This window comes from Massilia sp. CCM 8734, assembly GCF_011682155.1.
GTDB classification, from domain to species: Bacteria; Pseudomonadota; Gammaproteobacteria; order Burkholderiales; family Burkholderiaceae_D; genus Telluria_A; species Telluria_A rubra.
Map to the genome: position 1 here is coordinate 106387 of NZ_WHJI01000020.1, position 14462 is coordinate 120848.

Annotated in this window: 10 protein-coding genes and 3 pseudogenes; all 13 read left to right on the forward strand. The window is 56.9% G+C overall.

The window, feature by feature from the left end; all coding sequences use genetic code 11:
- The first annotated feature begins 4 nt into the window (after positions 1-4).
- Positions 5-2767, forward strand: coding sequence for a TonB-dependent receptor (locus F2P46_RS19265; protein WP_166893107.1), 2763 nt, complete (start codon positions 5-7; stop codon positions 2765-2767).
- Between the two features lie 461 nt (positions 2768-3228).
- Entirely contained in the window at positions 3229-4476 is a 1248-nt protein-coding gene (ltrA, locus tag F2P46_RS19270; RefSeq protein ID WP_166893109.1) for a group II intron reverse transcriptase/maturase, read from the forward strand.
- Between the two features lie 34 nt (positions 4477-4510).
- Complete coding sequence (locus F2P46_RS19275) at positions 4511-5875, forward strand: IS1182 family transposase (protein ID WP_166893111.1); 1365 nt, start codon at positions 4511-4513, stop codon at positions 5873-5875.
- A 116-nt stretch (positions 5876-5991) separates the two neighbouring features.
- Positions 5992-6213 (forward strand): annotated as a pseudogene (locus F2P46_RS37760) (group II intron reverse transcriptase/maturase); the annotation flags it as partial.
- 96 nt (positions 6214-6309) lie between these two features.
- Positions 6310-6525, forward strand: coding sequence for a hypothetical protein (locus F2P46_RS19280; protein ID WP_166893112.1), 216 nt, complete (start codon positions 6310-6312; stop codon positions 6523-6525).
- Between the two features lie 446 nt (positions 6526-6971).
- Positions 6972-7742, forward strand: a complete 771-nt coding sequence (locus tag F2P46_RS19285; protein WP_166893114.1) for a hypothetical protein — start codon at positions 6972-6974, stop codon at positions 7740-7742.
- Between the two features lie 132 nt (positions 7743-7874).
- Positions 7875-8711, forward strand: a complete 837-nt coding sequence (locus F2P46_RS19290) for a hypothetical protein (RefSeq protein WP_166893116.1) — start codon at positions 7875-7877, stop codon at positions 8709-8711.
- Entirely contained in the window at positions 8708-9559 is an 852-nt protein-coding gene (locus tag F2P46_RS19295) for a hypothetical protein (RefSeq protein ID WP_166893118.1), read from the forward strand. Before F2P46_RS19290 ends, F2P46_RS19295 begins: the two co-directional genes overlap by 4 nt.
- Before the next feature lie 64 nt (positions 9560-9623).
- Positions 9624-10295: pseudogene (locus tag F2P46_RS19300) on the forward strand (ISAzo13 family transposase); the annotation flags it as partial.
- Positions 10296-10506: 211 nt separating this feature from the next.
- On the forward strand, positions 10507-12045 hold the full coding sequence (gene istA, locus F2P46_RS19305; protein WP_166893140.1) for an IS21 family transposase: 1539 nt from the start codon (positions 10507-10509) through the stop codon (positions 12043-12045).
- Positions 12046-12054: 9 nt separating this feature from the next.
- Entirely contained in the window at positions 12055-12789 is a 735-nt protein-coding gene (gene istB, locus F2P46_RS19310) for an IS21-like element helper ATPase IstB (protein WP_166893120.1), read from the forward strand.
- Positions 12790-13352: 563 nt separating this feature from the next.
- Positions 13353-13802, forward strand: coding sequence for a transposase (locus F2P46_RS37075; protein ID WP_208296692.1), 450 nt, complete (start codon positions 13353-13355; stop codon positions 13800-13802).
- Positions 13803-13831: 29 nt separating this feature from the next.
- Positions 13832-14017, forward strand: a pseudogene (locus F2P46_RS19320) (transposase domain-containing protein); the annotation flags it as partial.
- Positions 14018-14462 lie beyond the last annotated feature (445 nt).

Below are 14462 nucleotides of genomic sequence, written 5' to 3' on the forward strand. Positions count from 1 at the left end.
AAAAATGATGTTTCAAGAGAAGATTGGCGTACGTTCCGTTCGCCTCGCCCTCGGCCTGTTAGCTGGCTTCGTCGCCGGTCAAGCCCTGGCCCAGGATGCTCCTATCCAGCGTGTTGAAATCACCGGTTCGAGCATCAAGCGGATTGTGAAAGAAGGCGCATTGCCGGTGCAGGTGGTTTCCAAGGAAGTCATCGCACGTTCGGGCGCCACTACGGTAGCCGACCTGATCCAGAAACTGCCAGCGATGCAGGGTTTCACGATTGAAGCCGTGGCAGCCGGCACCAACACTGGCGGCCGCACCACCGCGTCGATCCACGATCTGGGCGGCAGCTACACCCTGGTCCTGCTGAACGGCCGCCGCATGGCGCCTCTGCAAGACAGCGGCAGCGCGGTCAATCTGAACTCGATCCCCATGGCTGCGGTTGAGCGCGTCGAAGTGCTGACCGACGGTGCTTCGGCACTGTACGGCGCCGACGCCATCGCCGGCGTCATCAACTTCATCCTGAAGAAAAACTTCCAGGGCCTGACCCTGGACGCGGGCGTGTCGGTACCGACCAACCCGGGCGGCAAGAACGCCAACGCCAGCATCACCTGGGGCTTCGGCGATCTGGAAACGAATCGCTACAACCTGTTGATGACCTACCGTCACGACGAGCAGAAAAAAGTCAAGGCGACCGAGCGCGAATTCAGCAAGACGTCGTACATTCCACTGGGCCACGACGGCCAGAGCTACATCTATGACCGTACCTCGACTTCGGGCACCGCTGCCAACGTCAACGTGGCGTTCAACAGCAAGGCCAATTCGGCAATGGGCTTCAACCCGTACCGCGCCGTCAACGGCCAGTGCGCCCAAGGCTTCTTCCCGTACCTGTCGAGCACCCCTGCGGCCAACTACTGCGCCGTGGACAGTGCCTCGACCATCGAAACCGTGCCTGAATCGAAGCGCGACACCCTGTATACCTCGGGTCGCATCAAGTTCTCGGACAGCGTCACCGCCTTCGCCGACTTGTCGCTGGGCCGCTTCGACCTGACCGCGCGTATCGCCGCCAACCCGGTCAGCGTCGCAGTTCCGCTGAACTCGCCAGTGTACAACCAGTACGTCAAGCCGTTCATCAATCCTGCTCAGCAAGACGATGTCAAGAGCGCTACCGCGACCTACCGCGCCAGCGAATTCGGCACCCGTGACAGCAAGACCATCACCGACGTGATCCACGCCGTGACCGGCCTGGACGCCAACTTCGGCGGCTGGGACATGAATGCGGGCGTGACGTACTCCAAGTACAAACTGGAAGAGAGCTACACCGGCGGCTACCTGTTGAACAAGGAATTCCGCAGCCTGATCGCCGGCCCGACCTTCAACCCGTTCCTGCCAACAGGTTCGGCAGGCTCGCCAACGGCCGACCAGATCCGAGGTTCGATCTTCCACGGCGCGGTACGTGAAGCGTATTCGGACCTGCGTGGCATTGACGCGCGCGGTTCGCGCGAATTGTTCTCCCTGCCAGGCGGCAAAAGCAGCATTGGTATCGGCGCCGAATACCGCAAACTGAACCAGGTTCAGAGCGTGTCGGCCGCCGCCAAGAACGGCACCATCTACGGTTACAGCCCAAGCGCCGAATTCGACTACACGCGTAATTCGACCGGTGTGTTCGGCGAACTGGCCCTGCCGATCGTCAAGGACCTGGAAGTGACCACGGCCGTGCGTTACGACCGTTACTCGGGCGTGAAAGACAAGGCCGCCGGCCGTACCAAGGGCGAGACCCAGGACGCGAGCACCTACAAGATCAGCGCGCGCTACACCCCGACCACTGCGGTACTGCTGCGCGGCTCCTACGGTACGGGCTTCCGCGTCGCCGACCAGAACGACATCGCCAACACCCTGGTGTCGAACGGCTACACTTCCGCCGCGTACGACTGCCCTGCTGCGCTGAGCGCCGCTGACGCCAGCCTGTGCCGCACCGGCAAGCTGCAGTACTACTCGTACCTGGGTGGTAACGAGAAGCTCAAGCCCGAGAAATCGAAGCAGTACACCATCGGTTTCCGCCTCGAGCCATCGTCGAGCGTGACCTTCGGCGCCGACCTGTGGGATGTGCGCATGACCAACCAGGTATCGTCGGTCAGCGAAATCCAGGCCTTCGGCAATGCCGGCAAGTTCCGCGACCTGTTCACCGACTTCGCCGATCCTGCCACCGGTATCAAGAGCTGGGCATACATCAACGCCCCGATCAACATCGGCCGTACGCACAACCGTGGTATCGACTGGGACCTGACCGTCGGCGAGAAGTATTCGTTCGGCAAAATGACCCTGAACGTCAACGGCACCCACATGCTCAAGGCCAGCTACACCGTGCCGGGTACCGACAACGAGTGGACCGACAGCCTGGATAAATACGGCATCAACGCGCAAGTTACCTTCCGTAACATCGCTAAAGCCGTGGCTACCCTGGAAACCGGTAACATGACCAATGCGCTGACGGTCAGCTACCGCAATGGTTACAAGGACCAGTCCACCACGCTGTACAACGTGGCGACCCAAGCCCCGTCGCTGGCTCCGGTCCGTCTGAACGTGCCGTCGTACAGCACTATCGACTACCAGGGCAAGTTTGCGATCAGCAAGCAATGGGAAGTTCGTGGCGGTATCAAGAACCTGATGGACAAAGAGCCACCACTGACCCTGCGCACGTCGTCGGGCCACCAGATTGGTTACGATGCCCGTTACGCGGACACGATGGGCCGTACCGTCTACGTCAACACCAGCTACAAGTTCTAAGCTGATTCGACCTCAGTCATGATGAAAGGCGCGTTGCTTCGGCAACGCGCTTTTTTTCGTGGTGCGCCCAGCATGGGCGTACTCCTGCGGGTGCAAGTCCCGTCGCGAGCTGACCACAGTGAGCGAAGTGAAGCGCAACTGCGGAAGGGTAACTGACCGTGGGAAGGAAGCGTGGAGCGTAAATCATGAGCCGATGGACAAGAATCGCATAGAAGGCGCTGCCGATCAGGGCGAGCGGGCCATGAACCGCGAAGCTCTTGTGGTCAAGGAGAGGCGGCGTAGATGCGGCGGTTGTGTGATGAAGGAGTGCGGCCCTTACCTGGGGACGCCCCGCCTTATGTCTGAAAGGGCGACGGTGAAGGCCGGAGCGGGGTCTCAGCAGAGGTCATAGTAGTTGGTGGTAGCGCCGGGAAGGCTCGACCCCGCCAACGAAGGACCGAACGAGTAGAAGTGAATCCGATATGTCGATGCAGAAAACACAGCGTCAGATGCTTGCTAACGCGGGGCGGGAGGCCGCAGGGCAAGGTGAAGCCATGCCTGATGCTTTCAGCGACGAAGCGTTCTGCCCGCGACATGCAACCGGAGACACGGGGTCAGCGCTGCTGCAAGCGGCGCTGACGAAAGAGAACCTGCGGCGAGCGTTCAAGCGTGTGCGTGCCAACAAGGGAGCGGCTGGTGTGGATGGTCTGGATATCAACCAGACTTCACAACATCTGGCGACCGCGTGGCCGTTCATTCGAGAGCAATTGCTGACGGGGACGTACCGGCCTAGTCCGGTACGTCGGGTGACGATCCCGAAGCCCGACGGTGGCGAGCGCGAGCTGGGCATCCCGACGGTGACGGATCGCCTGATCCAGCAGGCTCTGCTACAAGTGTTGCAACCGATACTTGACCCCACTTTCAGCGAGCACAGCTACGGCTTCCGTCCGGGCAGGCGTGCGCAAGACGCGGTGCTAGCCGCGCAAGCGTATGTCCAGTCTGGCCTGCGGGTCGTAGTTGATGTGGACCTGTCGAAGTTCTTTGACCGGGTCAACCACGACATCCTGATTGATCGCCTACGGAAACGCATCGACGATGTCGGAATGATCTGGCTGGTCCGCGCGTATCTGAACAGCGGCATCATGGATGATGGCGTGGTGCAGTCGCGGGACGAGGGAACGCCGCAAGGCGGACCTTTGAGTCCGTTGCTTGCCAACGTGATGCTCGATGAAGTGGACAAGGAATTGGAACGGCGCGGCCATCGCTTTGCGAGATACGCCGACGATGCGAACGTCTATGTTCGTAGTGTGCGGGCGGGAGAACGGGTGATGGCGCTGCTACGGCGCTGCTATGCCAAGTTGCACCTCGTGGTCAACGAAAGCAAGAGCGCCGTAGCCAGCGTCTTCGGTCGCAAGTTCCTCGGTTACAGTCTGTGGGTGGCGCGTGGGGGCGAAGTCAAACGCAAGGTGGCCAAGAAGCCGCTGGAAACGTTTAAACAACGGATTCGTGAGCTGACCGGCCGCTCCGGTGGGCGTAGTATGGGCCAAACGGTGCAGCGACTTCGTGCCTATATGCTGGGATGGAAAGGCTACTTCAACCTGGCGCAGACCCCCAAGGTCTGGCGGACCCTAGCAGCCTGTCGGGCTTTGAGCCGTAATCGAAGTCACATCGTCCGCTTGCCCGGGCCGAAGTCAACGACCTTTTCTTGTGCTAATTCAACCTGCGCATGAGAAAATATTGTCTTCGCAATTTCGCACGCCCATCATGTCCGGATTCATCCTCGTCGACCGCAAGACCGCCTATCTGATGCCACCGTCGCTGGAAGATTGGCTCAACGAAGATCATCTCGCACGGTTCATCGTCGAGGTCATCGACCAATTGGATCTATCGAATCTGACGCGTCGATATGCGGGACGCGGGTCGAAGGCGTATCACCCGTCCATGCTCCTTGGGATTCTGGTGTACGGCTACGCCAGCGGCATCTTCTCGAGCCGCCGACTCGAACGCGCGACGTACGACTCCGTCGCGTTTCGTTTCATTGCGGCGGGCAGCCATCCCGATCATGACACCCTGGCCACGTTCCGGCGGCGCTTCCTTGCAGAGGTCGTGGACGTGTTTATGCAGGTGCTCGAATTGGCCAAGGAAATGCATCTGCTTAAGTTGGGCACGATAAGCCTCGACGGCACCAAGATTCATGCCAACGCCTCCCGTCATAGCGCCCTGTCGCACGGTCATATTGAAAAACTTGAAGTGCAACTCAAGGCGGAAGTGCAGGAACTACTGGCGCTGGCCGAACAGGCCGATCAGGCCGACGTTCCAGACGGCGCCAACTTGCCCGAGGAAATCAAGCGGCGCGAAGACCGTCTCAGCGTCATGGCCGACGCCACGCGCAAGATCGCGGCAAGGGCCGAGGAACGCTTCCAACGCGAGAAGGCAGAATACGAAGAGAAGATGGCGCGCCGCGCCGCCAAGGAAAAAGAAGCTGGCAAAAAGCTCGGCGGCAAGCCACCGAAAGCACCCGAGCCGGGACCGAGAGCGAGCGACCAAATCAATTTGACGGACGAACAATCGCGCATCATGCCGGTCTCGGGCGGCGGTTTCGAGCAGTGCTACAACGCGCAAGCATCGGCTGATGTCGCCACGCTGCTGGTCGTGGCCACGCACGTCACGCAGGCGCCCAACGACAAGGAGCAAGTCGCGCCGATGCTGGCGCTCGTGAAGGCGCAGTCCGAGGTCTTGGGTATGCCGAACTGCCTGCTCGCCGACACCGGATACTGCAGCGAGAAGAACATCCTTGCCTGCGAGGCCGCTCAATTGACACCGTTCATTGCCGTCGCCCGCGACCAGCACCATCCCGACTGGCGTGAACGCCACAGCGAACCGGCACCGTTGCCTCCAAACACTACCGCCGTGCAGAGCATGGCGCACCGGCTCAAAACGAAGGCCGGCCGCGCGCAGTATGCGTTGCGCAAGCAAACCATCGAACCCGTCTTCGGCATCATCAAATCGGTGATGGGGTTTCGTCAGTTCTCACTGCGCGGTTTGGCGAACGTCAACGGCGAATGGAGCTTGGTCTGCCTGGCGTGGAATTTGAAACGCATGGCCGTATTACGTCCAAAATTCGGATAGATAGGGAAAATTAGCCACAAAACCGTCCAGAACGATCCTAAATTGCCGCAATTTGCCTATTTTTTGTGCAAAGCCAAGATTGGGGGCAGGCGCGGCGATTCAAGGCCGACAGGTTGCTAGATGAATGGCTGCGTCACAGACTGCGGGCTATACAGCTCAAACACTGGAAACGCGGAACAACCATGTATCGGGAACTGCTAAAGCTAGGGGCTGCTCCGTCGGTGGCGAAACAAGTGGCGGTCAACAGCCGCCTCTGGTGGCGCAATAGTGATAGACTGCTGAAAACAGTGCTGACTATAGGCTATTTCGACCGACTGGGAGTGCCTCGCCTGTCTTAACCTCAACTACTCGAACCGCCCGGTGCGGACCCGCATGCCGGGTGGTGTGGCAGGGGAGCGGCCCATCCGGGCCGCCCCCTATGCCGATCGCCCAGCATGGGCGCACCTGTGTGGGTCAAAGTCGCAGCGGGCATACGCAATCGAGCAAGGCTTTGCGGTGCGCCAAATTTGCGACTGAGTACGGCGCTTGATCAAGCTGGAGGGGATGCCTGCGGTGCTGCGAATGCGGTTGCATCGGCAGTGATGATTGCCAATCAGCATACCGATGATGCCATCCAGACGTTCTTCTTTGCCCGGCAGTTCGCTGCATGATAATCGCTAACAGCCTTGCCAGATCCCGTGCAGAAGCGGTAAGCATGCCTGCGCACAGGTAGCGACACTACTCGAATAGCACGTTCTCATTGGCACCATGCTTGAGCCAGCTTTGATACTGGCACGCGCCAGATTCACACTCTGCAACTGCTACTCGTCTTTCGAAGAGCGGGACAAATCGTCGTTCTTTTGGATTTCCCGCTGCATTACCGTGTTTACAATCGCCCCTACCGAAGAGTAATGGGGAACTACGTCGCTAACGTGTACTTGCTCCCTACAGACTGTGTTCGTACGACACCACTTTTAGAGTAGTTGCACCATCACATATGCGCATGGAATGTCGCAATGTTGTCATTAAACAACGATGGCCATTTTGATAAATAAACCAACATTTCTGTTATTTTAAGAGATAGAATAGATTCGGCTGAAAGATAAATGAACCAATATTGAAACTCGAAGGAGATATTTTGATGAAAATGAAGTCTGTTGCCATTGCTATTTTTTTGCTTTCTACTTCATTAGGCGAAGCAAAGTTCGCTGATGCGTCGACGCTGCAAGTGAGCGCTGCCGACGTTGAGGAAAAATATAAATACATTTTTTCCCAACGGGCATTGGCCGTTCGGGTCGCACCTGTGAAATCAAAAGCGACATTGGCCTCATATATGAAAATGACCCCTGCAAAAGACAACCCTATTAATCTCCTCAGCTTCGCTTCACGCAAGACATTTTTAGATAGCGCGACCTTTAACGAAAAGGGGCTGAGTGGGTTTAACTATGCCGTTCTTAAAAATGAATTGTCCCTTCCTCAAATTGAAGCGGTCTTGGCGCTGTTCGGATCACAGGATACTGCTCCCATGGCCAAGAATAGTGGAGCGGAAGACACTGTTAATTGTAACGACAGTCCGAGCGATCCTTTTCGCGTTGGTATAAATAAAGACGACGCTATTGACAATTTCGCCTTACAGAGCGCGAAGAAAGCGCCAATAGAAAAACGCGGTTCGCCGGGGACGAACTGTGTACCTGATATTGGGGGCGGCGGTTCGGGCGGTTGGGGTGGTGGCGGTGGTTGGGGGGGCGGAGGAGTAACTTTGCCGCCTCCAGACCCTTTGCCTTCTCCAGAACCTTTGCCATACCCTCAGGATAATCTAAACATGTCGTGTTTTTCACGGGGAACGTGTGCGCCACAGGTTGGTTTCATTTGTAAGAGCAGTTGCTAATCGACTGATCGCACAATTTGGAGCAGACCTTGCATATTTTTTTTGCGTTGCGTGTTTTTTTTCTCGGTCCTAATAATAAAGCCTTGTAGCGGGAACACACTCTTTCCCGAGGAAGAGCTGCTCCGATTTACAGTGGATGTTGATGAGATATTGAAAAGGAGAACTTATTCTGGCGATCCAGGAAGCGCTATTGCGGGCCAGTATGATAGGGAGGTGAGGCCATATCTCAGCACGCTTGATACAAGTAATGTAGTTGCCCTTTCACTACATTTTCGTGCAGCCATGCTCGCGTTTTTTTACTCCCATGAAAACCGCTATGCGGATACAATGGAGCGCTGTCTCGCTATTTTGCATAGCCAGGGTTTGGCCAAGAAGACGCATTATGACGATATGTATGCAACTTACATAACACAGCGAAAATTTGTCAAAGCCAATGAGTTTGTTAAAAAACACAACATGATGGTGGAGGAAGAAATTCCGAAAGTGATCGATGTTGAGCAAGTCAACGCCAAGCCGAAGATATGGTATATAGATGTTCGGACGCGTTCGTTAGTAGCGGACTCCTTTACATGGCGTTCTGGTCTTACAGTGGTTGTATTGAGCAGCCCACGGTGTCATTTTTCGTTCGACTTTTTCGCTGCAATGCAAAATAATTCAAAGTTATCCGCGTTATTTCAAAGGCATGGTGTTTTTTTAGTTCCGCCAGGGGGTGAATTGAGTTTTGACGCTCTTGTTCAATGGAATCAACGTAATCCTGGATATCCTGTGATTCTTGCAGACAAGCGCACCGACTGGCCTGAAATCGGGCTGTGGCATACCCCAGTTTTCTATTTCTTCCTAGATGGAAAAGTTGTCGAAGCCGTGATTGGGTGGCCAAAAGAGGGGAGCGAACGAGCTCTGGAATCAATTTTTGAACGCCTTATTAAGCAGCAAGCAATCATTGGAAGTAATGGGATTAATGAAAATTGAAAAATATAAGCATCGCAATCGTCATATTTACTATCATTGCACTCCTAGCTTACAGAGGTAGCGAGGTAGCGCCTAAAGTTGAAACTGTATCAGCTGCTTCAACGCGTTTAACTTCCGCATTCAAGCCCCATCAGGAATATGACGAATCGAGAGTTTTTCGAGAAACATGCGTAAAAATTCCAAAGCTGGGGAAGGTGTCTGCGAGGTCTCCAGAAATTTTATCTCTTAAAGGTGAGTCCAATCACCGGGTTGATTACCTATTAGCGAGCGCTAAATCAGGAAGTGGCGCTGCTGCAACCATATTGTTTGCCGGACTGCGAGGCTGCTCCCGTGAACTCTCATTGCTCAACATATCTAATTTTTCTCCACGAAAGTTCTCTAAGGTGGAATGCGCAAGTCTACCTCCAGAGTTTATTCGCAATCCTTTAGATGTATTGATAGCTAGCGCCGAGAATGGTTCTAATGAGGCGAGATTACTTTACATCAAAAATACGCCTATTTTGGCCGAAATTATTCGATCAAGCACCGGAGGAAGTTCAGCGGCGTTGGAAGGCATGTTCGCAAATGCCGAGCGCTACGGAGTCTATGCGGTTCAGAGTGGCTCAGCCGACGCATACGCTGTGATGGCGTTTAGTCATTATTCTGGATCTTTGGGCTCGGTGGATCTGGTGCGCGCCTATGCCTACACACTCGCTGCACAAGCCGGCGGTGATCCAGAAACTACTGAACGTTTGGCATTTCTTTTTCCTCAACTTACTCGGGATCAATATTCCCAAGCCGTGCAATTAGTTGGCGATTGTGGCGTGTCAGGAGATCAAACCGACGTTCTTTTAAGTCCCTTCGCCTAATGCATAAGCGCACCTCGAAAAAGCGGCTCAGTCGTGGCATCATAGCCTTGACCAAGGCCATCAGTCAAGCGGCGATCCGGTCATCTCAGTCGACACCAAAAAGAAGGAACTAATCGGCGACTATAAGAATGCGGGTGCAGAGTGGCAACCAGCGGGAACGCCCGAGGAAGTGCGTGTTTATGATTTCATTGATCCCGAGCTGGGCAAGGTTGCTCCGTATGGCGTCTACGATTTGTCAAACAACAACGGGTGGGTCAATGTGGGCATCGATCATGACACCGCTGAATTCGCCGTCGAGAGTATTCGACGTTGGTGGCGCGAAATGGGGGCTACCGCCTACCCCGGCGCAAAGCGCCTACTAATCACCGCCGATTGTGGTGGCAGCAATGGCTACCGCGTTCGCCTATGGCGCCTGGAGCTTCAGAAATTGGCGGATGAGTTGAAGATTCCGATCCAAGTTACCCACTTACCACCTGGAACGGGCAAGTGGAACAAAATTGAGCATCGAATGTTCTGCCACATCACCGCGAATTGGCGCGGTCGCCCCCTAATCAGTCGTGAGGTTGTCGTCAATTTGATCGGCGCGACAACGACGCGTGAAGGGTTGCACATCAAGGCGACGCTCGATGAAAACAGCTACCAGAAAGGCCTCAAAGTATCCGATGAGGACCTCGCCACACTTGTCATTGAGCGCGACGACTTTCATGGCGAATGGAACTATCGGTTAAAGCCTCGGGACGTAGTTGCGTATTCCACGGCAAAGTGGCCACCAATTCCACGCCAAAGTGGCCACCGATTCCACGCCAATCCGGCCACTCGTTCCACGGCAAGGCGGCCACCGATTCCACGCCAATCCGGCCACCTTGGTGGGCCAGCCGGAAGGACATGAACTAGCGTAGCTCGCGGGGGTAACTGTGCCATCCTCGGCAATTTTTGCTGAGGAACAGATGGCAAATAGGAGGTTACCCATGCGAGATATTATTGAAATGCTGAGGTTGAGCCAGGACGACGGACGCAGCATCAGGGATATCGCCAGAATCGTCGACGTGTCGCGCACCACGGTCGGCGAGATCATGCGCCGCGCTGCTCTTGCCGGTGTTCGCTATCCGGTGCCGGCCGACTGGGACAATGCGGCACTCGAGGCAAAGCTGTATCCGCCGACGGTGCCATCGGGCGTGGTCCGGCCCTTGCCGGACTGGCCGCTGGTGCACCGCGAGCTGGGCCGCAAAGGCGTGACGCTGGACCTGCTGTGGCAAGAGTACAAGGAGCGTCACCCGGACGGCTACCTGTACAGCGGCTTCTGCGAGCACTACCGGCGCTGGGTCGGCAAGCTGTCGGTGACGATGCGCCAGACCCACACGCCGGGCGACAAGCTGTTCGTCGACTACGCCGGTAACACGGTGTCAGTCACCGACCGCAACACCGGCGAAATACGCGAGGCATCCATCTTCGTCGCCGCCATGGGGGCATCGAGCTACACCTACTGCGAGGCCACATGGAGCCAGTCCCTGCCGGACTGGATCGGTAGCCATGTGCGGGCCTTCGAGCACATGAATGCGGCGCCGCATGCCCTTGTGCCTGACAATCTCAAGAGCGGCGTTACGCGGCCCTGTTACTACGATCCCGAACTCAATCCAACCTATCGCGATCTGGCCTCGCACTACAGCGCCGTGGTACTCCCTGCGCGACCATATCGGCCGCGCGACAAGCCAAAAGCAGAAGCGGCGGTACTGCTGGCACAGCGATGGATTCTGGCCCGGTTGCGCAACCAGCGCTTCTTCAGCCTTGATGAACTGAACCGCAGCATACGGCCCTTGCTGGCCGCGTTGAACACGCGCCCGTACAAGAAACTGCCAGGCTGCCGGCAGTCGGTGTTCGATGAGCTCGACAAGCCCGCCATGCAGGCATTGCCGGCCACGCGCTACGAGTTCGCCGAGTGGAAAGTGGCAACCGTGGGTATCGACTATCACGTGGACGTCGGCGGCCACTACTACTCGGTCCCGCACCGCTTCGCGCGCGAGAAGGTCGATGTTCGGCTGACCGTGTCGGTGGTCGAGTTGTTCCATCGCGGCAGCCGGGTTGCCAGCCATGTGCGCAGTGCGTTCAAGGGGCGCCACACGACCATAGACGCGCATATGACTGCGGCACATCATGAGGTCAAGGGCTGGAGTCCGCAGCGGCTCAGTGACTGGGCCGCGCGGATCGGGCCGCACACCTGCGCTGTCGTCACCAGCGTGCTGGGACAGCGCCGTCATCCCCAGCAGGGCTATCGCGCCTGCCTTGGCATCCTACGGATGGGCAAGGAGTTCGGCGACGACCGGCTCGAAGCGGCATGCGACCGCGCCATCGCCGTGGGCACGCCGACCTATCGGAGCTTGCTGTCGATCCTAAAGCATGGACTTGACCGCAAGCCGGTCAGCGCGCCAGCCCAAACCAGTCTGCCATTCGAGCACGCCAATGTGCGCGGCCCCAACTACTACCATTGAAGAAAAACCATGTTGAATCATCCAACCCACGACAAGCTCCACCAGTTGCGCCTGGCCGGCATGGCCAAGGCGCTGGCCCAGCAAGACCAGCACGCAGAGATCGGCCAACTGACGTTCGAGGAACGGCTTGGCCTGCTCGTTGACGCCGAACTGGCCGAACGTGAATCACGCCAGAACGGCGCGCGTTTGAAGCGCGCCAAGCTGCGCCAGGCGGCCACGCTCGAGGACATCGACTTTCGTCATCCGCGCGGACTAGACCGGACCCTGTTCGCGCGCCTGATGACTGGCCGCTGGGTCGCCGACCACCAGAACGTCTTGCTGTGCGGCCCGACCGGGGTCGGCAAGACCTTCCTGGCCTGTGCGCTGGCCAACCAGGCTTGCCGCCAGGGACACAGCGCCCTGTATGTGCGTTTGCCGCGCCTGCTCGCCGACCTGGCCCTTGGACGCGGCGACGGCAGCTACAGCAAGACGCTGGCAAAGCTGGCCAAGACGGCGGTGCTGGTCATCGACGAATGGGCGCTGCCCAAGCTTACCGACGAAGGCCGGCGCGACTTGCTGGAGATCTTTGAGGATCGTCACCAGTCGGGCTCCACGGTGATCACCAGCCAGCTTCCCCAAAAGCTGTGGCATGAGTCGATCGGCGATCCGACGCTGGCCGACGCCATCCTCGACCGGCTGGTGCACCAGGCGCATTCGATCAACCTGTCCGGTGAGTCACTGCGCAAGAACGACAAACCAGACTGATCTGGCTACACAACGGGGCGCGACTATCGGCCCCGACTTGCCCACCGCGGCGAGCGTTCATGGTCTGAGTAGGGACCACGCCCGCCGCCGTGGACAAGTCTAGGTTTGATGCCACCCACACCGTCAACGCCGATTCCGGCACTGCAGAAATTCCTCACGCACCAATACGCAGCCATCGCCTGGGCTTGCGATAATAATAGTATAAACGATTTAGATCGTTAGCATTAATGCGACGCTAGCTTGGCCATCGACTATCCGACGGTGGCCAACACCACCCTCGACCGTTTCGGCAGCAAGTGGATTCGATCTCGCATCCGGCGCCTTGGAGTGGTCGGGTTTGACGCCACTTGCAAGCCAACGTCCACTCCGGCGTACTCACCAAGCCACACGAAATTGATTGACTGGGACCGGCCAGTCATAGTAAAAACTCACACCCTCGCGTCGCTACGCTCCGACTGTGTCCGCCATGGCATGGAATGGGTGGCCTAGTTTGGCGTGGACTAGGTGGCCAGTTTGCCGTGGAACGGGTGGCCAGTTTGCCGTGGAACGGGTGGCCACTTTCCGTGGAATACGCACGTAGTCTCTTGACTTGCAATTGTTCAACTTATTTTTGCTTAATTTCTTACCACCAGCGTTGGCGTATCGAAGAGGCCTTCAAGCGGCTCAAACACCGGCTCAATCTGGAGCACGTCTCGGGCCTGTCGCAACTGGCAGCAATGCAGGACTTCGCTGCAAAGATCCTGTGCGATAACCTGCAAGCGCTACTGACACAGGCTGCATCAAGAAAGTCGCCGCCATCGCCAACCCGCAAAATTAACCGCGCCGCCGTTCATTCCATTCTCAAGCCGCTGCTGCCGTCGTTGCTGCTGTGCGAGGTGGTCGCCATGCTGTTACATGACGCACTTGACCTCATTGCCCGACGAACCTACTCGCACCAACCAGGTGTGATGAAAACGAAGCAAAGGAAGAATGGACCGAAGCCGCATAAATCGATGGCAAACAAACCGTGCTGAATTCAGGCGCTGCTAAGTTCGGTGGATTGGTGATTCAGTCCCTGGTCGTCACCTGCCGCTTGCACGATATCGATCCGTCTGACTATCTGGTCGATGTGCTCCAGCGTATCAGCGAGCATCCCGCATCCAGAGTCGAGCAGCTCACCCCACGACTGTGGAAACACCATTGCGCAGACAATCCGCTACGCTCGGACCTGCACAGATTTAACGGCTGATCTACAACGTCGTTCAGCTACCGCTTACGGTTCAAGTGCATGCGCGCTCACAAAGGTGCGGCCAAGGTGGATTGTTGCAATCTGACCGGGCACGAAACGATCCGCTCTATCATCACTTGTCTCCGCTCCGCAGGCCTGTGGAGACGTGCTCTAGCAGCCTGTCGGACTTAGGAAACTGAAACGCGATTTGAGGCCATGGAACCCCTGCGGAGTAAATTCTGAAGGCATCCAGGGCCTTTAAACACGCAAATTGTGCCTAAATTTAAGGCAATGACAACAAAGAGTTTCTTTTGTACCCATAGTCCGACAGGCTGCTAGCCTGAATTTTGCACAAAAAAGGGCAAGAATGCCGTAAGTGATTGATAGAATGGGAGTTATCTAGAAACCTACCCTATCAGCACGAACACACCTTGCCCGACATGAATTCTACCCCAGAGCAGCTCCG

Bases quoted from the DNA above. Each gene is read 5' to 3' on its own strand.
- F2P46_RS19265 (WP_166893107.1), top strand. From the start codon at position 5: ATGATGTTTCAAGAGAAGATTGGCGTACGTTCCGTTCGCCTCGCCCTC.
- ltrA (WP_166893109.1), top strand. From the start codon at position 3,229: ATGTCGATGCAGAAAACACAGCGTCAGATGCTTGCTAACGCGGGGCGG.
- F2P46_RS19275 (WP_166893111.1), top strand. From the start codon at position 4,511: ATGTCCGGATTCATCCTCGTCGACCGCAAGACCGCCTATCTGATGCCA.
- F2P46_RS19280 (WP_166893112.1), top strand. From the start codon at position 6,310: ATGGGCGCACCTGTGTGGGTCAAAGTCGCAGCGGGCATACGCAATCGA.
- istA (WP_166893140.1), top strand. From the start codon at position 10,507: ATGGCAAATAGGAGGTTACCCATGCGAGATATTATTGAAATGCTGAGG.
- istB (WP_166893120.1), top strand. From the start codon at position 12,055: ATGTTGAATCATCCAACCCACGACAAGCTCCACCAGTTGCGCCTGGCC.